This window comes from Paenibacillus odorifer, from assembly GCF_000758725.1.
Taxonomy (GTDB): domain Bacteria; phylum Bacillota; class Bacilli; order Paenibacillales; family Paenibacillaceae; genus Paenibacillus_AQ; species Paenibacillus_AQ odorifer.
Genome location: NZ_CP009428.1, coordinates 2,975,536 through 2,996,338 on the forward strand (window position 1 = coordinate 2,975,536; position 20,803 = coordinate 2,996,338).

The window sequence follows — 20,803 nt, forward strand, 5'->3', positions numbered from 1 at the left end:
AAATACAGTTTAGCCGCTATATGCTGACACTATTAGTTTTTATCCTGTTAACCCTTGTGGCGGGGTATTTTCATCTTACGAATGGCGTGTTTGATATGTCTGTAATGGATGTGATAAAAACGCTGCTGCGAATAGATCCTGACCCTAAATTTGATCTGGTTATTTTTCAGTTTCGGTTACCACGGATCATTATTGCTTCTTTAGTAGGAATAGGTCTGGGGATGGCGGGAACTGTCATTCAAGGAATTACCCGTAACGGGCTGGCTGATCCAGGGATCCTTGGGATTAATGCAGGCGCTGGAGCTGCCATCGTCGCGTTTATGTTTTTCTTTCAGATGTCGGGAGTTACTTTTTTCAAAGAAAGCTGGTTCTCGATACTAGCCATGCCGCTGTTTGGTTTTGTAGGTGGGCTTGCCGCAGTTGTGATTATCTTTATTTTCTCTTGGCGGAATGGTGCACTCGATATGCAACGCTTGATTTTGACAGGGATCGCGATTAGTAGTGGTTTTGGTGCGTTGTCGTTGTATATTTCTCTGAAAATGAATGCAAGTGATTATGAAATGGCTGCGGTTTGGAGTGTCGGAAGTATTTATAGCGCGAACTGGACTTATATCATTATGATCGCACCTTGGGTGCTTATTTTAGGATTTGTAATGTATCGAAAAAGCTATTTACTCAATTATTTTCAATTGGAGGATTCCAGTACAAAAAGCTTGGGGATCTCCGTAGAAAAAGAAAAGCTGATCTTTCTGTTATGCAGTGTGGGGATTATAAGTGTTTGTGTATCTGTATCCGGTTCTATAAGTTTTATAGGCTTGATGGCTCCTCATATCGCCAGACGATTAGTAGGAATTAATCACCGCTATATTATGTTATCCAGTGCAGTGGTTGGGATGTTTTTGCTGGTGATCTCAGATTATTTTGCCAAAACAATATTTCAGCCGGCAGAGTTACCCGTGGGTATAGTCGTTTCGATTATTGGTATTCCATATTTCTTATATTTATTAGCCAAGTCAAGAGTGTAGGGGAGAGTGTACAGAAAAAATGACAACACAAGTAGAGCTCGAACACACAGAATCATGGAAACTTGAATCTCAGTATATGGGTTACACGTACGATATAAAGGTTTCTCTTCCCAGAGAAGCAGCACCAGAAAAGGGCTTTCCAGTATATTACATGCTCGATGGTAATTCATATTTTCAATTAGGTCGGGATGTCGTAAAACTGCAGTCAAGAAATGCCCCAAAAACTTTTATTGCACCAGCAATTGTGATTGGAATTGGACATTATGGTACAGATGAAGAGGTCTCTAAAAGAAGATTTTATGATTTCACACCTCCTGCGAGGTTGTATGTATATCCGGATCGATTGAAAAATGCTGACATAGGACCACATGGTGGGGCTGAGAAGTTTTTAGCTTTTTTAGAATTAGAGTTAATGCCAGCAATCAACAAGAAATATAATGTGGATCAGCATAAACAAGCCTTGTTTGGTCACTCTCTCAGCGGTTTATTTGTCCTCTGGACGTTATTCACTCGTGCGAAGCTATTCCAGTATTATTTGGCCTCTAGTCCATCCATTTGGTGGAATGATCATGAAATCCTGACGTATGCGGAGCGGTTCTATAACAATGGTCAAGTGAAGATGACCGATAAACAAAAGTTATTGATTACCGTAGGGAGTGAAGAGTCGTTTATGGTCGATGACGCAGCATTATTATTTTCAAAAATGAATGAATATGCTCTGCGTAATTTAGAGGTTGAGCACTATGTCGCACCCAATGAAAATCACGCTTCTGTAGTGCCAACGATTATGAGTAGAGCGTTTCGAGTGCTGAACTGTTAAGGAGTGGGGATATGACGCAAATGAGGGCAGGCGAGCTTGTGCTTTTTGAACATATAGATCGTCAGATTACCGTGTATTTACCGAAAGAATATCATCTATTTCCGGAGCGGATATTTCCAGCGGTTTTCTTACAGGATGGAGATTTTTTGTTCAAAGAGGCGATTATAGCTATAGAGAAAGATGTGGAAGAGGGAGTAACAGAGCCGGTTATTTTTATCGGGATTGATTCTCAACTGCGGAATGATGAATATACACCTTGGGAAATGCCTGCTCTTTTTAAGGATTGGTCCTTTGGGGGCAAGGGCGATGATTATTTGAATTACGTCTATCAGGATCTTGTACCCTATATCAAAAGCTCCTATCGCATCTCTAACGAGCCGAAGAAATTGGCTTTGGGTGGTGTTTCACTAGGTGGATTAATAAGTCTGTACGCAATGTACAAGACTGAAGCTATTTTTGGAAATTTTATATTCATATCTGCGTCTGTATGGTTTAAAGATTTCATTCATTACATGGAAGCTTCAAGACTAGATAGGGAATGCAGAATTTATATGTATGTTGGTGAACAGGAAGGTATCCACAAGACAAATGTCCAGAAGGACATGGTGCCTAACAGCAAACGTGCTTATGATATTTTAAAAGAGAAGATTGATGAAGCTGATCAGCGTGTGAAGTTTGAGACGGATCCGCTGGGCACGCATAATGACATGTTTTTCCTGCAATATTTTCCGAATAGTATCAGGTTCTTATTTCCTGCAAAATAAACATAATAGGACGAGCGGGAGAGAGTAGCCTTGCTTCGTCCTATTTATCGATGAAAAGGGTCATGGCTAGCACATAGCTGCTCTAGTTATTCTTCTGTAAATTCTCGAGATGGGCATCCAAATTGTCGAAGGTTTGGGAAATCCCCTCTAACATCCCCATATCAATAACTTGTTGCAAGGCTTCCGGAGAAGAGTATTTACCGGTATTCACCAGCTTCGTTTGACCATCCAGGTCGATAAAATCTAGTTGGACAAGCGTCTCAGGCAAATCTTTTGAAATATTCCCCTCTGCATCTGAGAACCCATCTGTATAAATGACTTGTTCTGGGACTGTAATTTCCTTATACAATGCCTTGCCCCAAGACTCCATACCGTAGAAATCACCTTGATTCTTATCCTCGCACTTCATGCAATAATGCCAAGTACCCCCTGGACGGAAATCGACATTACATACGGGAAGCGTCCAACCTTTTGGACCCCACCAGTGCTTCAAATGCTCAGCCTCAGAAAAAGCTTTGAATACAAGTTCACGTGGAGCTTGGAATACGCGCTCTAATACTAATGTGTTGCCATCAACAATTTTGGATACCACTTGGTTGGACGGGTTAGAATTTGTCATGGGATAGATCCTCCTCAAATTTGTATGCTTCCTGCCAATTTCAGCCTGAGACTATGATTTTTTATTGTTTTCATTGCTCTGTAGCTTTTGCAAATAATCATCCAGTCGATCATATCGTTCTTCCCATATATGGCGGTAGGAGTCTAACCAATCGTCTATTTCCTTAAATGGATCAGGACGTAGCTTGCAAATGCGCTTGTTAGCAACAGCTTGAACTTCAATTAAGCCCGCTTCACTAAGGACGCGCAAATGCTTGGACGCTTGAGGCTGCCGTAGCTGAAGACTTTCTGCAATCTCCCCAACGGTTAAGGGATTAACCCGTAATAGTTCAACGATCTGCATGCGGTGGGGCTCAGCTAAGGCACTCATAACGTTAGTATTCATAAACGAGGATCACTTCGATTCATTAAATTCATTCGCTCTATTATGACGCACCATGGTTAAACGGCTCTATAGCGCCTCCTTTTTGTTATTTCCTGTTTGTAATAATAATTTTAATATACCATGACAGGAATATTCCTGTAAAGGAATGTATAAAATGCATTGAATGACACCTGCAAAAGAAGGGCATGATACAAGCATTAAAAAGAAATATGTTCCATGATAACCATCAAACTTTACAAAAAACATAGGAATAGATATAATTAAGTATAACTTATCGGGTTTTAGTAATACGCAAGGGGCCTAACGCCAGTGGGCTCCTTTTGTATTTCTTGGCCATGTTACAGGAGGGTGAAGGTCATACACAATGAAAAGATTATGGTTTGTGTTCATTATGGTCCGCATGGGGAGCGTTTAATCCGGCGTGGTGTCCAACTATCTGAAATTATAGGGGCGCCATTGTTTGTATTAAATGTCGATAGTTCGGATATTGATGAATATAATCAGAGCAAAGAAATGTATATGACGGTCTGGAAACGTCTTGCCGATGAAGCTGGCGCAGAGTTTATCATTCGGAAACGTGAAGGCCGAAAAACAACAGATATTATTGTAGAAGTTGCTGAAGAAAATGAGGTCACACAGATCGTCATTGGACAATCTGCTCAAACTCGGTGGCAGGAGCTTACCAAACGTAATTTCATCAATGAACTCATTGGTAAAATGAAAATGATGGATCTGCATGTCGTGGCTGTGCAGCGGATGCGCGCCGGGTTGGAAGAAACCCATGAGGAAGGCGTTATCGCCTACCTGGTCAAAAACGGGGCTGAATATCAGCTCAGTGATGAACCTCAGGGAGAGTATTCGCTTAAGGGAAAGTTCTTTCACGAACTACACACAGAATTTGAGAACGGTTTATTCAGAATTGAGCAGGAAGATGGAAAGGCTAGATATCTGCATATTTGTGATGGCACATTGACCGATTCTTTATAATCGGGCTTGCCCTTATCAACATTGGGGCCTTGTATATAAGGCCCTACCAATCATATGATCTTTGGCTTTTGGTGAAAAAGTAAGTACTAAAGTTCACAACTTGATAAGCTCAAGTGGAAAAGGAGGACTGCCTTTGCTGCATGTAATCATACTTGTTCCGTTTCTAATGGCCTTAGTAATCGCACTTTTGTCCAAGAGAGCACCCAACCTTCATAGAGGATGGCTTGTTTTCCCTGGTTCACTCGTTTTGTTTGTTTATTTCTTAACCCGGATTCCCGTTATTAAGGGTGGGGATTTGGGATATGAAACCATTTCATGGATTCCTTCACTAGGAATTGATTTGGTTTTCCATCTGGATGGATTAAGTTTGTTGTTTGCTTTGCTAATCACTGGGATGGGTAGTCTTGTAATTATCTATTCAATTTATTATCTTGACCGGCGAAAAGAAGCGTTAACCCCTTTTTATATTTATCTAATGTTGTTTATGGGGGCGATGCTTGGCGTTGTGCTCTCGGATAACTTGATGGTGTTATACGGCTTTTGGGAATTAACAAGTGTTTCGTCATTTCTGTTAATTGCCTTTTGGCATCGGCGGCAAAAATCGCGGTATGGTGCTCTCAAATCTATGTTGATTACCGTATTTGGTGGTTTAGCGATGTTTGCCGGCTTTTTAATGCTTTATGTAATGACAGGCACCTTTAGTATCCGGGAAATTTGGAGTGAGGTTGGCGATATTAGCGGGCATGCTTTATTTATTCCGGCGATGCTACTAATTCTTTTAGGCGCCTTCACCAAATCAGCGCAGTTCCCGTTTCATATCTGGCTGCCAGATGCCATGGAGGCACCTACACCCGTTAGCGCCTATCTTCACTCGGCAACGATGGTTAAAGCTGGATTGTATCTTGTCGCCCGTTTCAGCCCTGTTTTTGCGGGGCAATATGAGTGGTTCTGGGTTGTGTCAGGCGTCGGTTTGATCACCTTGATTTATGGCTCTATCCAGGCGATGAAGCAGACGGACCTGAAGGCTCTATTAGCCTATTCAACGATTAGTCAACTTGGACTGATTATGGGATTGCTGGGAATGGGATCGGCAGCGGCATTTTATGTAGGGGGAGATTCAGTCTTTTACACTGCTGCAACAACAGCGGCTATCTTTCACCTTATTAACCATGCCATCTTTAAAGGCTCTTTGTTTATGATGGTCGGTATAGTTGACCATGAGACGGGTACCCGCGACCTGCGGAAGTTGGGCGGACTGATTTCCATTATGCCGGTTACCTTTACGGTAGCGATGATCGGCAGTTTCTCGATGGCTGGTTTGCCGCCATTTTCCGGGTTTTTAAGTAAAGAAATGTTTTTTACAGCTGTTCTGAATATCCGAAACCTGGATATATTGTCTGTTCCCTCGTTGTTTACGCTCTTCCCGGTTTTGGCCTGGATTGCCAGCGTGTTTACTTTTGCATACAGTATGATTTTGGTTTTTCACACCTTTTTCGGAAAATATCAGCCTGAGAAGCTGGACAAAAAACCGCATGAAGCCCCATTTGGACTTCTGCTTGCCCCGTGCCTGCTAGCAGTGCTGTCTATATTTATCGGTTTTTTCCCGAATATATTATCCAATACACTTATTATCCCTGCAATGAATGCTATTCACCCAATCTTGCAGACCGGAGAACCCTTTGTTGTGAATATTCATTTCTGGCACGGCTTTACACCAGAAATATGGATGACACTTGGTGTTGTGATTCTTGGTATTATTGTATACCGAATCTATGGCCGCTGGAGTCTGGTCGATAAAGAATGGGGCAGTGGCTACACTTTAAATCAAGTCTATGACGGAGTAATCCGGCTGGTCGAGAAATCGTCTAGGGCGTTGACTGGCACCTATATGACAGGTTCCATGCGCCATTACTTGATGTATATCTTCGCTTTCCTGATCGTAGCCATTGGTGGAGCCGTGTGGTATACCGATGGAATTACGCTTGGGACAACTGAATATGCTCCGTTTTCGTTGTTTGAAGTTATTGTTGTTATGGTTATGCTTGTGGGCGCTTTGGCTATCCCATTTGTACGTTCCAGAATCACAGCCATTTTGTTAACAGGAATGGTTGGTTATATGGTTACTTTACTCTTTGTTCTGTTCCGGGCACCTGATCTGGCGCTTACGCAGATGATTGTCGAAGTAGTATCCGTTACATTGTTCCTGCTATGTTTTCGGCATTTGCCTAAGCTGGAGAAAGAACCGTTCAAACTTCGGTCCCGCTTGCCTAAGCTAATTATTTCCATCGGGATGGGAATAACCATGACATTGGTTGCACTTGCTGCTTTAGGCAGTAGTCCGTTCGAATCCATCTCGAAATATTATGTGGAGAATAGCTATACCTTGGGTGGCGGTAAAAATATTGTTAATGTTCTGCTCGTTGATTTCCGCGGCTTTGATACCATGTTTGAAATTACAGTGCTTGGCCTTGCCTCACTTGCTATTTATTCCATGATCAAACTGCAGTTGGATACAGATGGAACTATTGCCCCACTGAAGCGGGCTGTGAAGGATAATAAACCACGTTCTTCTGTAAGTGATGATGTGTTACTACAAGCGGTAGCTAAAGTAGCCTTCGTTATGATACTAATATTTTCGCTTTATCTGTTTTTCGCCGGACATAATAATCCGGGAGGCGGATTTATTGGAGCATTGATGGCATCAGCCGCATTGGTACTACTCGCCATTACTTTTGGGATTGATATGGTTGAGAAGGTATTGCCTATCGACTATCGTAAGTTAATCGCGATAGGGGTATCTGTAGCTTTTCTTACAGGAATAGGTTCGTTTTTATTCGATGTACCTTTTCTGAGCCAAGCGTTTGGCTATTTCCAACTGCCACTTATGGGCAAAACAGAACTGACCACAGCAATGTTCTTTGATCTCGGTGTTTTCTTAGCTGTTATTGGTGTCACTATGAATATCATATTTACGATCGGGAGGGATAGCTAATGGAGCTTATTATTGCCCTGGCGATCGGTGTACTGTTTTCCGTAGGTGTTTATCTAGTTCTTTCCAAAAGCTTGCTGCGTATCCTTCTGGGAACCACTTTAATAACGCACGGCGTTCATTTGTTGTTACTGACAATGTCTGGCCTCAAGACAGGTGCTGCACCATTGCTGGGTGAGGAAGCGGAAGCTTATGTCGATCCTTTGCCGCAGGCGCTCATTTTGACCTCTATTGTAATTAGCTTTGGAGTAACAGCATTTTTTATTGTTTTGGCATACCGGACTTACCGCTCGACGGGTACCGATGATGTGGAAGGAACCAAGGAGGAGAGACGATGAACAACTTGTTAGTGCTGCCTCTGCTGATTCCGGCCATTACGGCAGTTATACTCATTTTTCTGAAAGAACGAGTACGTCTGCAACGAATCATAAGTGCCGTCAGTGTGTTTTTAAATATCTTTGTTGCAGGATTCATTGTGTATCAGGTAAATATAAACGGTATCCAGACCTTATATATGGGGGGATGGCGTCCACCTTATGGCATTGTGTTTGTTGCCGATATGTTTTCGGCATTGCTCGTGTTGACAGCGGCCATTGTTGGTGCGGCTTGTCTGTTTTTTTCCTTCGCTAGCATTGGGGAAGACAGAGAACGGTTTTATTACTACCCGTTTTTCCATTTTTTATTAACCGGGGTTTTTGGCTCTTTCCTCACCGGGGACCTGTTTAACTTGTTTGTCTGCTTTGAGGTGCTGTTAGTTGCTTCTTACGCTTTGATCGTACTTGGTGGGTCCAAGGGTCAACTGCGAGAGACATTAAAGTATGTATTAATTAATGTGATTTCCTCTTCCTTGTTTGTGGCGACGATTGCTTATTTATATGCTGCGACAGGCACACTGAATATGGCGCATTTATCTATGCGTGTAGCAGAGGCGGGACAAGGCGGTGTAATGAACGTCATTGCGGTCCTGCTGCTAATTGTATTTTCGATTAAGGCAGGTTTGCTGCTCTTTTTCTGGCTTCCCGATTCCTATAGTGCACCGCCATTGGCTGTTAGAGCCCTGTTTGGGGCTTTGTTAACCAAGGTCGGATTGTATGCAATTACACGTACCTTTACTTTGATTTTTATTCAAGAACCGGGACTCACCCATACATTGATTGCCTGGATGGCGGGGGCGACAATGATACTTGGGGCAATCGGGGCATTGGCTTACAACGATCTGGGCCGAATATTTAATTATAATATCATCATCAGTGTAGGATTTATTGCTTTTGGGATCTCTGTCGCGACTCAGGATTCGTTAAATGGTGTAGTGTTTTATTTAATGCATGACATGGTTGCCAAAGCATTATTATTTTTCCTGGGTGGGATGATTATCTCAGCTTCGGGCACCGACCGATTAAAAGAAATGGGTGGTTTGATCCGACGTTATCCGTGGACCGGCTGGATGTTTTTTGTACTGACTTTGGCATTGGTTGGTGTTCCACCCCTTAGTGGTTTCGCTGGAAAAGTGATGATGGTGCGTAGTGGATTTGGAGAGAATCACGTGGCTCTGGCGCTGATTGCACTTGCATCCAGCTTTGTAGTGTTATATTCCTTGATCAAGGTATTCCAGCAAGTATTCTGGGGTGGCGAGAAAAGGGAAGAACAAGTCAAACCGCTTCATTATAAAGCCATGATGGCACCGGCGGCTGTTCTGTTCGTGATTGTAATTCTGATGGGTGTAGGTGCGGAGACGGTAAACGGTTTTGTGAGTCAAGCCGGAGCCGTACTGGCTGATCCAGCACTATACATTAACGCTGTCATGAAGGAGTGATACTATGGCTTTTCAACTATTATTGAATTTCATGATAGCATTCCTGTGGATGTTCCTGCACAATGACTGGACTGGGCCACGTTTCGTCATTGGTTTCTTGATCGGTATCCTCATTCTGCTCGGAATGCGACGTTTTTGGCCCAAATTATATCTAGGAAAAGTGTGGGCAATTATTAAGCTAATCCTTTTACTGCTGCGGGAACTGGTCGTTTCAAGTTATGTAGTGGTAAAAGCCGTTCTGAGACCGGAGCTTAATATACGTCCAGCAATCTTGAAATATACTACAGAGCTGAAATCGGATTGGGAAGTGGCTACTTTGATCACATTGCTCTGCCTTACTCCCGGATCTGTGGTACTTGAAGTATCGGATGATAACCGGACTTTGTATATTCATGCCATGGATGTTGATGATCCCGCACAGTTCAGAGCGAATATCCGTGACACCTTTGAGCGTGCGATATTGGAGGTGACCCGTTAATGATCCATTTTATTCTTATGCTCTCGCTTACGATTATGGCGCTGGCGATTGGTGTATGCGCCTGGCGTTTGTTGAAGGGACCTTCTTTGCCTGACCGGGTAGCAGCACTGGATACGATTGGAATTAATCTGTTAGCCATGGTAGCCGTTCTTTCTGTTTTACTCCGAACGCAGGCTTTTATCGAAATTATTTTGTTAATAGGCATTCTTTCCTTTATCGGCACGACGGCATTTGCCAGATACATCGAAAGGGGAGTGGTGCTAGAACATGGAAACGATCAAGACAGTCGGTGAATTGCTGTTTGCTTTGTTAATTCTGATGGGGGCATTGCTTAGTGCTGTAAGTGCTTATGGACTGATTCGGCTGCCTGATGTTTATCTGAGATCGCATGCCGCTGCTAAAAGTGCAACCCTTGGTGTTTTATGTGTTCTGAGCGGGGCCTTTCTATATTTTGCATTTTTTCTAGATCATATAAGTGCTAAGCTGCTACTGGGGATTGTCTTTGTATTTATGACCTCACCTTTATCTGCGCATTTGACAGGTAGAGCTGCTTATCGCTCAGGGGTTCCCTTATGGAATCGCAGAATTCAGGATGATTTAAGAGAGGTACTGGAGAAAGAAAAAGCTGTAGCAGCATCCCCTGAACGGGATGTGCCTCAAGAATAAAATTCAGGAAATGTTAGTCTGTAATTTCGGATTACAACAATAAGTTTGGATCGCAATAGCTAAAAAGCAACAACCCTGCATGAAAACGCGGGGTTGTTGCTTTTTTAGATTAAAACTACTCTTTTTTTGTTATCTTAACGAACTAATATTTTGCCTTCTCCAGCAAGTATGCGAAGTACCCTTGGGAGTCGTTCACCGTCATTCTCAGGGATGTCCAACTGAATGCCGTAGTGGAAACTGCCTTGTTGTTCTTTGTTCCATTTCAATATTCCTTCTATGTACATAGATTCATCCGTAAGATTCATTTCCATGCCAATGCGTACTAGGTTATTTTCTGGGTTGATATTGAGGGGTAACGATAAGTGGCAACCCGATCGACTGATGTCGAACAATACAGCCCTTACAGGCTTGGAAGGAACCTGGATGCCGTTAATAGTAAGAATATGAAGATCAAATGTTACAGGTTCTTTAAGGGTATATCGAAAAGGTTCGGTTCTGCGATTAGTGTTCATATGCTCCTCCATACTTTTCCATGTATTATAAATTATCGACATAAAAGTAGGATTAGTGAAGAGCTGATTCTATTTTTGATTTATTTCACTACTTGAGCAGTCTCGTAGGTAAGGCAGCGCAGACTTTGATCAGGATAACGCATTTCTGCCGTGTAGCTGCTGCCATCTTCCAGCATCATCTGAACAGCGACCATGCCGCGTTTATCATTGGTTTCAGTGTTGATTAGTGTTGCTGTAACAATTTTTCGGCTTTCTTTTTGTTTATCTGTAAGGATAGTAATGGCCGTATTGATCCAACTAGCATCTTTATAGATGGCGCTGGCAGCAGAAGCGCTAATTGGTGTTCTTTTCAGAGAATTATTAATCGCGGTCGTATTCACTACCATACCGTTTATGGGATCAATTAGTACATCGTATTCCCAGAATTCCTTACCTTGCCCTTCTAGGGTCTTGGCGTTATATGGACTGAAATGTACAGCCCATGTCCACGGCAGCGAGGTTCGGGTATCACTCAGAATAACCCGCATCTGCAGCTTTCCCATGTCCACTTCGAATAATTTGCGAACGCTTGAAGCAGCGAGAGCAACGGTATCGCTTTGACTCAAATGCCCTACAGCAGGCGGTGTAACAGTGTTCCGTTTGGATACAGAAGTCTCATTACCAGCCATGTCTATGAAATTGTTAATTTGTTGTATTTCTTTAGGGCTCGTCTGCTGTTGTAGATCGTCATTCTCTGTGGACACCCGCGTGGGTGCTTCCAACTTCACCCCTGGGGTTTTGATGCTGGTTAAAGCTAAATGGGTGGTGTTTTGAATGACTGCACTGACGATTAGCAGACTCCCCGAGAACAGGAGTACAGCTAAAGCAGTGGGGAATTTTTTGTTATTCACTTGAATAACCTCCATTTGCTTCGGATGATGCTGAATCTTCCTAACCTTAAACTATAGATGTTATAGAGTAGGTGAACAGATGTTATGGAGTTGTAAAAAAATGCGGATACTTGTTCCTTGACCTAAAGTAGAATTCAGTGAAATTCTGGCTTGATGTGCATCTGCGATTTGCTTGCATAAAGATAAACCAAGACCCGCACCCCCGTATTCGCGTGTGCGCGATTTTTCACCTCGATAAAAGGGTTCAAAAACACGCGCGCTCTGTTCCGGGGTCATCCCAAATCCCGAATCACATACTTCCAATATGGCTTCATTTTGCAATGCATAGGCAAGCAAGCGGATGGTGCTCCCTTGCGGAGATGCATGAATGGAATTTTCGACAAGGTTAACCAAGAAGGAAGTTAGCAGATCATGATCACCCCAAACCGCAGGGATCGAATAATCCATTTCTAGTTTGATGCCTGCTTCGTCCAATTTAAGCTGCACAATCTGTTTAACCGATTTGAACAAATCTGATATGTCTACTTGTTTCAGAGTCAGAGGATGATGCCGTAGGACGGACAAATCCAGCAGTTTGAAGGCAAAATTCTTCAGGCGTAAGGTTTCACTAAGGATATATTGACCAGCCATCTGCTGTTCTTCCTGGCCTATATTCGCGGAAGTCAGAAATTCAGCAAATCCCTGCATACTGGTTAAAGGTGTGCGCAGTTCGTGGGCGAGGTTATCTACCATTCTCTGCTTTTCATCGGCCATATTAGACAGTTCGATCACGTGCTGTTCCACTGCGTTTGCCATTCGGTTAAAGTTCAGGGCTAACTCACCAAATTCATCTTTACTGCGCAACTGCACACGCTCGGTATATTTGCCTTCAGCGATCGTTTTTGTAGTCTTTGAAAGCTGTTTAAGTGGTTTGGTCAACTGCCGGATCAGCAAGTAGAGTAATAGGAGCAGAATTGGACCGATAATCCAGTTAATCATTACAAAAAAACGGTTCAGCTCATGCTGCTTAGCATACAGGTCACTGATATCACGTTGATAAACGATCGTCAAAGCTTGATAGGGAGCAGGGAGCTCAGTAGAGAGTTGAATAGAATGTGATTCCGGCGTTGAGACGGATGGGACTCCGGCATTCGGATAAACCAGCTGGTCATTCTCCCAGAGCTGTAGTCCGATTCCCTGCTTATGATAAAATTCACCATAGGATTGAGCCACGCTGGAGATTAAAGTAGAGGTAAGTGTGGCCCCACGGGTCTGAATCGATTCAAGATTTTCATAAATGTTGTTTGCAATTAATAGCTGTTCGCTTGAAGCACGCTGCATTTCGCTGTCCATGTTCAGCTGCCAGCTTTTTTTCATAATCATTATTACACTCACATCTAGGGCGACGATGAAGAAGGCGAGGACTGACAGCAGAATTTTATGCCAGAATCTCATACTAGACCTGAACTTCCAAGCGGTAACCAAGCTTAAATACGGTTTTAATTCGTTCTTCCCAGCCTAGTTTTTTGCGCAGCTGCCTGATGTGGACATCTACGGTACGGGTATCTCCTTCAAAATCATAGCCCCAGGCTAATTCCAGCAACTTTTCCCTTGATAAAGCAATGTTTCTGTTGCGGATAAGGACTTCAAGAAGCTCAAATTCCCTAGCGGTTAAATCTACGGGTAGTTGATCCACCATGACAAGCCTCTCAAGATAACGTACCTCAACGTTTTCACAAAGAAAATTGGAAGTGCCTTTTTCGCTCCTGCGTAACACCACATTGATTCTTGCCAACAATTCAAGGATTTCAAAAGGTTTAATAATATAATCATCGGCGCCCAGCTCAAAGCCCTTGATGCGATCAGCCAGTGAATCTTTAGCGGTGATTAGAATCACCGGAATTTGTAAGTGAGCAATCCGCTGCATGATCTCAAAACCATCCAGTTCGGGCAGCATTATATCGAGCAGAATTAAATCGGCCTTTTCACGTTCCAGCAGTTCAATAACCTCCAGCCCGCGATAAGCCTTGCTATAGGTATGTCCGACTAATTTTAGATTCATAGTAATTAAGTCACTGATTGCACGTTCATCTTCTACGACTATGATATGGCCCATAGTTCATTGTTCCCTCCTAAGCTAGCAAATCACTTACTAATGCTAATAAACTATAAACAACTTATTACAGAATTGTCCAGTGAAGGTATGAAAAAGCATCTAGTTCTTCATAATTTTGATTGTGAATAGAGCTCAAAAAGGACTGAAAGAGAACGAAAGCAGTCTCTTAATCAATCCTAAAACACATCATTATAAGCCTTTGCAACTCTTTATTAATTGGAAATTCCATCCGTTGTTGACTTAGGCAAGGGGGGATCGGGGGCAATAAAATCGTGAACGATTTGACGGAAATATTCGTGATTATCATAGCTGTTGTACATACGCCAGGCCACCGTTTGGGAGTTGCCGAAAAATAACCGCTCGAACTGGGTTTGACGACCTCCGAATGCACCCGCTCCTAGTTCCCACGCCAGCCGGAATAAGGCATTTCGATACCATGCATCCGAGACATTCCCCTTCAAATACTCATAAAGATAAGAACCAGCGCTTGATGTAAAGTCGGCTTCAGAGGGGATCATGATGAGACCGCTTGAACTGAGGTTTTGAACCATTTCAACCATTTCTGGATAAAACTCTGAAAAGTGAATGGTTGAAGCCAATAGTGGTCCCTTGTCTGGAACGAGATATCCAAATTTGTCGAGCGAAGCCCCTATTTCCGCTGCAAGTCTTAAGGCTTTGAATGTTTCTAAATAGGTTAATATTCTGGAAATAGGCAGAATCGTGTAGGACTCAAGGACAGCGTTTTGTTCTTCAGCCAAAGACTCTAGCATACCAAGAAAAAACTCGGTTTTTGCAATATAGCGGGTGACAATTTGGTGGGCCATATGCGTATGAAAATTACTCTCGCCGAATAATCGGGAACAGTACATCTCATCGCCATAATAAAATATACGATCATGAGGGATAAGTATACGGTCAAAGATAACAAGGGTATCCATTTCTTCATATCTTGAACTTAACGGATGGTCGTAAGTAGATGAGGCAGCGTAGCTTTCACGGCAAAAAAAAGTCATTCCAGGCAGATCATTAGGCACCGCAAAGGCAAACGCAAAGGGATTATCATCATCCACAAGTGAGGGTGAGGGAGTCGGGAATACAAGCATTTCATCGCAGGTAGCTCCCTGTGTTGCCATCATAAAAGCACCGGTAACAATCATCCCCTCATCATTGATTTCTACGACTTTAGCAGCGATAGAATCCTCTGTAGCATCAATCTGGCCGGATATTTTGCTGGCTTGAGGCTGGATGAAGGCATGGGATAAGGTAATGTCATAATCACGACAGTAGGCATAGTATTTTCTGAGGTTCTCAGCATATTTCGGATTAAGGTCCTCAAGGATATCAGCAGCTGTGAAGAGAGACATAATGGCTGTATTCATATAATCGGGGGAGCGTCCTAAAAATCCATGATGTCTATTGGACCAGAGTTCAATCATTTTTCTCCGGCGTTCTAAATCTTCAGCATTTTTGGGTGGAAGAAAAGATAAACCAACAGGATCTCCAGTATCAGGTGAAGGAAAGGTCATCTGCGCCAAATAACGTTCATCACACTGCATGTTATACATTTCAGCTTGTGTTTGTATGAGACCCTGAAAGGCAGGGTGTTTGGATAAAGGACCTTCAATACGTGTTCCTCTGTACCAGATATTGATCTTTTGCCGGTCGATTCGTTCGATGTATTGATTACCTGTTTTTATAGGCATAGGTTCCACCTCATTGAAGTCATCTTTGACTAATAAGCCGTATTATTGCTATTAATGTACGTGACCATGAATCTACGTGTACATTGTCCATATACCGTGTGTGAACAGGGAGTTTGGGGTTGACATAAACGAAGCTGACTTGTATATTTTGGATATTGGATTACAAATGTAGTCATGCCAGGAAAGAATGGTGGATAGTATTATGTCTAAGGAAACTCCAAGGATTTCGGATGCCGAGTGGGAAGTGATGAAGGTGCTGTGGGCAAGTGCCCCGCGCACTGCAGGTGAGATTGTTGAAGCACTAGAAGGCAGCAGGGACTGGAACCCAAAGACGGTACGGACGTTGATTAAGCGTCTGACAGAGAAGCGGGCTATTGGTTATAACCAGACAGGTAGGGTGTATTCATATTATCCGCTGGTGAGGGAAGAGGAATGTGTCCAATCGGAGACACGATCCTTTCTGAAGCGGATCTACGGTGGAACTCTGCGCCCGATGTTGGTCAATTTTTTGCAGGATGAAAAGTTGTCCCGGGAAGATATTGAAGAATTGAAGAGAATTTTGGATGAACGAAAGGACTGAGCCGCTTGTTGGAAGCTGCATACAATCTGTTCGTCAAGGTATTGTCGCTGTCTGCCATGGCGAGCGTGCTGGCTCTGCTGATCTTATTGACCCGGTTCCTGTTCAAGGATCGTCTAAAACCTACCTGGACGTATCTTCTGTGGATACCACTGATCGTGAGGCTGGCAATACCTTGGGCACCAGAAAGCACATTTAGTATTTTTAATCTGTTGCCGCTGGAGAAAGAAGCGGCGCAGAGTACCATTTTTCCGTCAGTACAGTCGGAAATCGGCTTTACTTATATGCCCGGGTTGACCGGAGAGGAAGAGGAAGCAGCGTCAGTTACTGGAATTGCAGAAACTGGACCTTTGCCGGGAGCATCAGCATCGGATGATGTGGCACAAGTCAATCCGCAAATAGACAGTTCTTCCAGGGCGACCGATTCAGGGTGGGAGCCTCTACATTTACTGGTTTTGGTGTGGCTTGGCGGAGCCGCGGTGGTACTGGGCTTGTCAGTTCGAGTACAACTTCGATTTACCGCACGGGTTCGAAGGGAACCAGAGATTCATTCCTTAGAAATCCAACGGTTGTTCCGAACCTGTCAGCAGGAGATGCAGGTACGGCGCCCAGTCAAGCTGATCGAGACGAAGCAGATTGCCGTACCGACACTACTTGGCGTTATAAGGCCCATGTTGCTGCTGCCCACCTCTACCTTACACACTCTGGAGACGAACGGGCTCCGTCATATATTCCTTCATGAGCTGGCGCATGTGAAGCGCCGTGATATTTTGCTAAATCTGCTGACAGGTCTGCTGCTGGCCATGCATTGGTTTAATCCTCTGTTGTGGTATGCCGTACGCCAAATGAAAGAGGATCAAGAGGTTGCCTGTGATGCTCTGGCCTTGAAGCATCTTGAACCAGCGTGCCACAGAAGTTATGCCCTGACACTTCTCAAATTGTTAGAAACCTTACCCGACCCGATCCGGTTGGCAGGTACAGCTGGCATTTCGAGCAGTAAAAAGGAAATGGAAAGAAGGATTATCATGATTACCAGACACAAAAAATTTACGGCAAAAAACTCACTGCTGGGCCTAGCTGTAATTATGATCTTAAGTGGCTGTACCCTGACAGGGGCAAAGCTGAATTCTGCATCAGCCCCGGCAAAGAGCGCTCCTGCTACTTTTCGGGCAGAAGCGCAGGATAAAGAGAGCACGGCTTCCAGCGTTAAAGGCACTCTATTGGCGGAAAAAAACGGAATCACGGTATCTGCTAATCCCACTGGGGAGAATGCACTTTTGCATAAAGTCACGGTAGATGTGCGTGGTGAAGTAAGCCGTACGTTCTTGTGGAATGCCGGGGAAGATGAAACTCGGCCTCCATTGATTGAAGAAGCAGATGTGAACGGGGATGGGACTAAAGAAATCTTCATACGCATTACGACCGGCACAGGTACCGGACTTTCTATGAGTGAGATTCATGTGCTCCAGCCTGTTACCTTGGAAGAGCTTGTGGTCGAAGATCCGATCGAAACGTTGAATCAGAGGCTGAAATCCTCCATTACACACCGAAATAACCATACCTATGTATCTGCTGAACTGGACGGAAAGCATTTGACCAAAGTATATGATTACACTGAGGGAGCTTGGGGAGAGAAGGTCGGATTTGGCTCAATAGTTTCATACGAGCTGATAGATGACCAAATTATAGCCCACTTGGCTGGTGCAGCCTCTATGTCTGAGTTTCCGCTCGAAGTTATTGCCGTTTACGGGAAGAATCTGACCATTGAGAGCGCACAGATGTACTATGGTTCGTTTATATCTCCACCGCTCAGTGAACAGGACATCAAGTCCATGATGGAAAAACAGCTTCCGGCAAGCGGTTGGACCTTTAGCAAAGACGGAGATCAATATAGGGTGGATATAGATCCACTGAATGGCGAAGGGGAAGGCAACAGCTACAAAATTAATCCGCTTACCGGAACGGTTCATGACGTAACTTCTGGCAGTCCACTGAGAAGTCTTGTAAACCGAGAAGCGATAGATCTGTGGGATATCTCTAACGGTACAGAATACCAGAAGGAACTGTATAAGTTACTCCAACCTATCTTTGATACAGAGGGTTTCAAGCCAACAGGTACGGACTGGATTTCAGGGTTTATCGGGGATGGTTATTTGTTCAGTGATGTTAGGCAAGGAAGCAGGGAATTCACGATTAAAGTAGATGTCTTTACTGGTCAGTGGGAGGAAATTCCTTACCCGTATAAATAGTTAATTATCATAGGTCTGTACCGTACGATTGAAGAGACCATTACTAGCGAATTGAAACTAAAAGCAGCCAGTGCGCGCCGATGGATTATCGGCATGCACTGGCTGCTTAATTTTTCTAGAAGGGAGGATAGTCTCATGACTGCGTAACTTACGGATGACTAGAGGGCTATTCGACCTGGAACTGGTTTAATTCGTCCTGAAGCTTTTTGGACAACTGGTTAAGCTGCTGGGATAGCTCGGCAACCTGTTCAATGCTGTCCAATTGTTCCTGCGTGCTTGCGCTAACTTCTTCCGTCGAAGCGGAATTCTCTTCTGTAGTTGAAGAAATGATTTCGAGTGCCTGTAGGATTTCATCTTTGTGCTTATGGACTTTGGAGGTGTTGCTGCTGATTTGAATCATACGTAATCTCAAAGCCTCCAAATCGCTGTTGATGCTAAAGAATACCTGTTTCGTAGCCTCCACGGATTTTGCATTTTCTTCGGCAATTTCAAGTCCTTGGGCTGTGTATTCCACGGATGCTCTAGTTTTTTCCTCGATTTCATGAACCTTTCTGCCAATCTCCTGTGTGGCCTGTGCGGTCTGCTCCGCCAACTTGCGAACCTCTCCGGCAACAACGGCAAATCCGCGCCCCTGTTCTCCCGCACGTGCTGCTTCAATGGAAGCATTTAGCGCCAGCAGATTGGTTTGCGTAGCGATTTGATGTACCGTGTCCACGATACTTGAAATTTCATGACGGCTTTGATCAATATCATGAATGGCAGACGATATCGAATGAGTGGAGTTGTGATTTTCTTCTGCCCATTTCGATAACTGATTCAATACACCTAACCCCAGTTCGCTCTGGTCGGCAGAAGCCTGCACCATCGTCTCTATGGCTATGGCATCATTTGCGATTTCGTCAATTTGACCAGATAATGATCCGGTTTTTTGCAAAATCGTATCCGTTTCAATCGACTGGTAGTTGGTCGCATTCGCAATCTCATTAATGGCCGTTGCTGTATCGTTCATCGTTATAGCTGTACGGGAAGAAATGGATTGCAGATCTTTTGAGGACTGGTTTAATACCTGAGCGGAGGTACCCACTATTTGAAGCATCCCTTGAATTTTCTGGACCATGTTGAATATTCCGTTGGAGATCTGTCCAATTTCGTTGTTGGAATAGGCATCAAATTGAACAGTCAAATCCCCATTTTCCACCCGTTTGATTTTGGTGAGCAGCTTCGGTATGGATCTGAGCAGATAACGGAGTGTGATATACGAAAATAGAACGAGCAGAATCGCCGCTGCCACAAACCCGCCAATCGTTATCCAGGTGAACTTTTTTAATTCGGAGAGCACTTCACGCTCTGAAATAGTTAAACCTACGGACCAGCCGGTATCTTTACTTGTAGCATAGCCGATGTAACGGCGTTCTCCGTTGTCATTAATCAGATGTACGCCGGATTCACCAGCGATCATTTTCTTGCCGATCCCCCCAAGATCACCTGGCAGCTCATTAATCCTTTCCTTTGTGACCTTAGACTGGTCTGGGTGATACAGTATATCACCTGTTTTGGAGGCGAGAATGGAATAACCAGTGCTGCCTAGCTTATAGCTTTCCATTATCTCAGGGATATTTTTAGACGCTATATCAACCGCGACAAAACCGATTAATGTATTGTTGTCATTTTTTATCGGATAAAAAATACCCATCAGCATATCGCCTGTAGTGATGTCAATATAAGGATCGGAGTAGTACAGGCCGTCTGCTTCGATTGCTGGCTTATAATACGGCCGTTCTTTAATGTTAAAAGCAGCATCTGATGTCGTACCATTGTTGAGGATGTAAAAACCTTTGCCGGCAGTACTAGCAATCCATGCATCTGCAAAAGTGGGTTCCACCTTTACAATGGCAGCTAGTGTCTTTGCTACTTCAGCGGCATGCGGTGAAGTCTTGGCCATTTCTGGAGATTTGGTGGTTTCGATGTATTGTTTGAATAAGTTATTCGTTGACATTTGCTTGACCAGTGAACCCTTTTCCTTAAATAGTGCATCAAATTGACTGACAAGTGCCTGTGTTTTGGTCTGAAGCATAGATTCTTGTTGTTTCACAAGTATGCTGCGAGTGCTGGAAAACATAAAGGTTCCCAAGATTGAGAAGACGACAACAATAATAACTAAAAGTACAATGGACAAAGTATTTGCTATGCTTGATGAACCGAACCGCCTTTTTTTTAGTTGTTTTAACATGC

At 43.6% G+C, this 20,803-nt stretch carries 20 protein-coding genes; 12 read left to right on the forward strand and 8 right to left on the reverse strand.

Annotated features, from left to right (window positions below; translation table 11 throughout):
- Window positions 1–20 precede the first annotated feature (20 nt).
- Genes PODO_RS12785 through PODO_RS12795 form a run of 3 tightly spaced genes read left to right on the forward strand, consistent with a single transcriptional unit; the run spans window position 21 to window position 2,609 of the window.
- Window positions 21–1,025, forward strand: coding sequence for a FecCD family ABC transporter permease (locus PODO_RS12785; protein ID WP_038574413.1), 1,005 nt, complete (start codon window positions 21–23; stop codon window positions 1,023–1,025).
- A gap of 19 nt (window positions 1,026–1,044) precedes the next feature.
- Window positions 1,045–1,845, forward strand: coding sequence for an alpha/beta hydrolase (locus tag PODO_RS12790; protein ID WP_038570541.1), 801 nt, complete (start codon window positions 1,045–1,047; stop codon window positions 1,843–1,845).
- Between the two features lie 11 nt (window positions 1,846–1,856).
- Complete coding sequence (locus PODO_RS12795; protein ID WP_051491457.1) at window positions 1,857–2,609, forward strand: alpha/beta hydrolase; 753 nt, start codon at window positions 1,857–1,859, stop codon at window positions 2,607–2,609.
- Between the two features lie 82 nt (window positions 2,610–2,691).
- Here PODO_RS12795 and PODO_RS12800 read toward each other — a convergent pair whose 3' ends face one another.
- A complete protein-coding gene (locus PODO_RS12800) occupies window positions 2,692–3,228 on the reverse strand; it encodes an SRPBCC domain-containing protein (protein WP_038570543.1) in 537 nt (178 codons plus the stop codon).
- A 51-nt stretch (window positions 3,229–3,279) separates the two neighbouring features.
- The gene (locus PODO_RS12805) at window positions 3,280–3,612 is read right to left on the reverse strand and encodes an ArsR/SmtB family transcription factor (protein ID WP_036686399.1); all 333 of its coding nucleotides are present in this window, start codon (window positions 3,610–3,612) and stop codon (window positions 3,280–3,282) included.
- Window positions 3,613–3,960: 348 nt separating this feature from the next.
- Between PODO_RS12805 and PODO_RS12810 the strand changes: the two genes are divergently transcribed.
- The 7 genes from PODO_RS12810 (at window position 3,961) to mnhG (ending at window position 10,545) form a co-directional block, all read left to right on the forward strand.
- Window positions 3,961–4,599 (forward strand): universal stress protein, encoded by a 639-nt coding sequence (locus PODO_RS12810; protein ID WP_232061321.1) that lies wholly within the window; start codon window positions 3,961–3,963, stop codon window positions 4,597–4,599.
- Between the two features lie 127 nt (window positions 4,600–4,726).
- Complete coding sequence (locus tag PODO_RS12815; RefSeq protein ID WP_038574415.1) at window positions 4,727–7,591, forward strand: Na+/H+ antiporter subunit A; 2,865 nt, start codon at window positions 4,727–4,729, stop codon at window positions 7,589–7,591.
- A complete protein-coding gene (locus tag PODO_RS12820) occupies window positions 7,591–7,926 on the forward strand; it encodes a Na(+)/H(+) antiporter subunit C (protein WP_036686402.1) in 336 nt (111 codons plus the stop codon). The genes PODO_RS12815 and PODO_RS12820 overlap by 1 nt, the downstream gene beginning before the upstream one ends.
- Window positions 7,923–9,401, forward strand: a complete 1,479-nt coding sequence (locus PODO_RS12825; RefSeq protein WP_036686404.1) for a Na+/H+ antiporter subunit D — start codon at window positions 7,923–7,925, stop codon at window positions 9,399–9,401. Before PODO_RS12820 ends, PODO_RS12825 begins: the two co-directional genes overlap by 4 nt.
- A 4-nt stretch (window positions 9,402–9,405) precedes the next feature.
- Window positions 9,406–9,879 (forward strand): Na+/H+ antiporter subunit E, encoded by a 474-nt coding sequence (locus tag PODO_RS12830; protein ID WP_036686405.1) that lies wholly within the window; start codon window positions 9,406–9,408, stop codon window positions 9,877–9,879.
- The gene (locus PODO_RS12835) at window positions 9,879–10,172 is read left to right on the forward strand and encodes a Na(+)/H(+) antiporter subunit F1 (RefSeq protein ID WP_036686407.1); all 294 of its coding nucleotides are present in this window, start codon (window positions 9,879–9,881) and stop codon (window positions 10,170–10,172) included. Before PODO_RS12830 ends, PODO_RS12835 begins: the two co-directional genes overlap by 1 nt.
- Window positions 10,147–10,545 carry a monovalent cation/H(+) antiporter subunit G gene (gene mnhG, locus PODO_RS12840; protein WP_036686408.1) on the forward strand — a complete coding sequence of 133 codons (399 nt, stop codon included), beginning with the start codon at window positions 10,147–10,149 and terminating at the stop codon, window positions 10,543–10,545. The genes PODO_RS12835 and mnhG overlap by 26 nt, the downstream gene beginning before the upstream one ends.
- A 134-nt stretch (window positions 10,546–10,679) precedes the next feature.
- Here the strand turns inward: mnhG and PODO_RS12845 are convergent, their stop codons facing one another.
- The 5 genes from PODO_RS12845 to PODO_RS12865 form a co-directional block, all read right to left on the reverse strand.
- A complete protein-coding gene (locus PODO_RS12845; RefSeq protein ID WP_036686410.1) occupies window positions 10,680–11,057 on the reverse strand; it encodes a PilZ domain-containing protein in 378 nt (125 codons plus the stop codon).
- A gap of 80 nt (window positions 11,058–11,137) precedes the next feature.
- Window positions 11,138–11,947: a hypothetical protein gene (locus PODO_RS30030; protein WP_051491458.1), complete on the reverse strand. Its 810-nt coding sequence runs from the start codon at window positions 11,945–11,947 to the stop codon at window positions 11,138–11,140.
- 60 nt (window positions 11,948–12,007) lie between these two features.
- Window positions 12,008–13,381: a sensor histidine kinase gene (locus PODO_RS12855; RefSeq protein ID WP_038570547.1), complete on the reverse strand. Its 1,374-nt coding sequence runs from the start codon at window positions 13,379–13,381 to the stop codon at window positions 12,008–12,010.
- A gap of 1 nt (window position 13,382) precedes the next feature.
- On the reverse strand, window positions 13,383–14,042 hold the full coding sequence (locus PODO_RS12860; RefSeq protein WP_036686413.1) for a response regulator transcription factor: 660 nt from the start codon (window positions 14,040–14,042) through the stop codon (window positions 13,383–13,385).
- Between the two features lie 212 nt (window positions 14,043–14,254).
- Window positions 14,255–15,745 (reverse strand): 4-hydroxyphenylacetate 3-hydroxylase family protein, encoded by a 1,491-nt coding sequence (locus tag PODO_RS12865; RefSeq protein WP_052097002.1) that lies wholly within the window; start codon window positions 15,743–15,745, stop codon window positions 14,255–14,257.
- Window positions 15,746–15,947: 202 nt separating this feature from the next.
- Here PODO_RS12865 and PODO_RS12870 point away from each other — a divergent pair, with 202 nt between their 5' ends.
- Together PODO_RS12870 and PODO_RS12875 are read left to right on the forward strand one after the other, a co-directional pair.
- Complete coding sequence (locus PODO_RS12870) at window positions 15,948–16,325, forward strand: BlaI/MecI/CopY family transcriptional regulator (RefSeq protein ID WP_038570550.1); 378 nt, start codon at window positions 15,948–15,950, stop codon at window positions 16,323–16,325.
- A 5-nt stretch (window positions 16,326–16,330) separates the two neighbouring features.
- Complete coding sequence (locus tag PODO_RS12875; protein WP_218918672.1) at window positions 16,331–18,571, forward strand: M56 family metallopeptidase; 2,241 nt, start codon at window positions 16,331–16,333, stop codon at window positions 18,569–18,571.
- A gap of 166 nt (window positions 18,572–18,737) precedes the next feature.
- Here PODO_RS12875 and PODO_RS12880 read toward each other — a convergent pair whose 3' ends face one another.
- The gene (locus tag PODO_RS12880) at window positions 18,738–20,801 is read right to left on the reverse strand and encodes a methyl-accepting chemotaxis protein (RefSeq protein WP_038570556.1); all 2,064 of its coding nucleotides are present in this window, start codon (window positions 20,799–20,801) and stop codon (window positions 18,738–18,740) included.
- Between the last annotated feature and the right edge of the window lie 2 nt (window positions 20,802–20,803).